1 protein-coding gene and 1 pseudogene are annotated in these 1638 nt (G+C 59.6%); both read left to right on the top strand.

What is annotated here, in order from left to right:
* Positions 1–442: pseudogene (locus tag A2I95_RS36355) on the top strand (glycosyltransferase family 2 protein); the annotation flags it as partial.
* Positions 439–1638: beta-1,6-N-acetylglucosaminyltransferase (locus A2I95_RS36350; RefSeq protein WP_291737365.1), on the top strand; the 1200-nt coding region annotated here is incomplete at its 3' end. The pseudogene A2I95_RS36355 and the gene A2I95_RS36350, both read left to right, overlap by 4 nt.

Here is a 1638-nt window from a genome sequence, read left to right as displayed (position 1 = left end):
CGGCAACTACACGATCAGCCGCAACCCGGAATACGGCAATTTGTGGATTCAGGGCGGGCCGCGATCACGGGTCTTCTTTGCAGATCAGCCCCAACGGGCGCCGGCGCTGAACAAGATACCGCTCGTCAAATGGCACCGCCGCTATGCCTATGCCAGCTCTACCCACGCGCTGCTGCCGCGCGGATTGAACCAGGTCTACGAGGCTGATGGCGGCGAGAAGGCAAGCGGGGCGCTGCTGCATACCAAGTTCCTCGATACCTTTACCGTAAAGGCGCAGGAGGAGCTGGTCCGCGGGCAGCATTATGCCAGCTCCACAGAGTATAAGGCTTATGCAGGCAAACTGGCGGAGCAGCCGGAGCTGTGGTGCAAATGGAGTGAAAAATACATCAACTGGCGCCAGCTTGAAATTTTGGGGATGATGTCCAAAGGAAACTGGGCATGAGCGCGGTTGGGGTCGTCATGCTTGTGCATACCGCGCTGGATCGGGCAGCGCAGGTGGTGCGGCACTGGACCGCCAGCGGTTGCCCGGTGGTGCTGCATGTGGACCGCAACGTCGGGCATCAGGCGTTCACCCGTTTCAAAGACGTGCTGGCGGATGATCCGCTGGTCCGGTTTTCCGCCCGCCACCGGTGCGAATGGGGCACTTGGGGGATTGTTGCCGCGTCGCAATCGGCGTCCGAGGTGATGCTGGCGGAGTTTCCGTTAGTGCGCCATGTCTATCTGGCCTCCGGGTCGTGCCTGCCGCTCCGGCCTGTGCAGGAGCTGATCGATTACCTGGCTGCCCGCCCGCGCACCGATTTCATCGAAAGCGCCACCACTGCGGATGTGCCATGGATTGTCGGCGGGCTCAGCCACGAGCGGTTCACTTTGCGGTTCCCGTTTTCCTGGAAGAAACACCGCTATCTGTTCGACCGCTACGTGGATTTGCAGCGCAAGTTGCGCATCAGGCGCCGGGTTCCCCCCGGGCTGGTGCCGCATATGGGGAGCCAGTGGTGGTGCCTGACCCGGCAAACCCTGTCGGCGATCCTGGAGGATCCTGAACGTCCGGTTTATGATACCTATTTCCGCAAGGTCTGGATTCCGGATGAGAGCTATTTCCAGACTTTGGTGCGGCAGTATTCCAGCAATATCGAAAGCCGCTCGCTGACGTTGTCGAAATTCGATTTCCAGGGTAAGCCGCATATCTTCTACGATGATCATTTGCAGCTTCTGCGCCGGTCAGACTGCTTTGTTGCCCGCAAGATCTGGCCACATGCAGAACGTCTGTATCAGGCGTTTCTGACCGACTCTGCCGGCGCGATGAAGCGGACCGAGCCGAACCCGGGCAAAATCGACCGGATTTTTGCCAAGGCGGTAGAGCGGCGCACCCGCGGCAGACCCGGTTTGTACATGCAAAGCCGGTTTCCCGGCCAAGGCTCGGAGAATGGTATCACTTCCAGCCCTTATTCAGTGTTTCAGGGCTTTGCCGAACTGTTCGACGATTTTGAAACCTGGCTGGCTCGAACCACCGGGGCGCGTGTTCATGGGCACATATTTGCACCGGAAGGGGCGGCGTTTTCCGAAGGGCAGAGCCTGGTCAATGGTTGCCTCAACGGCCATGCCAGGATCCGCGACTATAATCCGGAAAGCTTTCTCACC

It is taken from the genome of Leisingera sp. F5 (assembly GCF_001593695.1).
The sequence above is the reverse complement of the archived record's forward strand: the minus strand, read 5'-3'. Positions and strand labels throughout refer to the sequence as shown.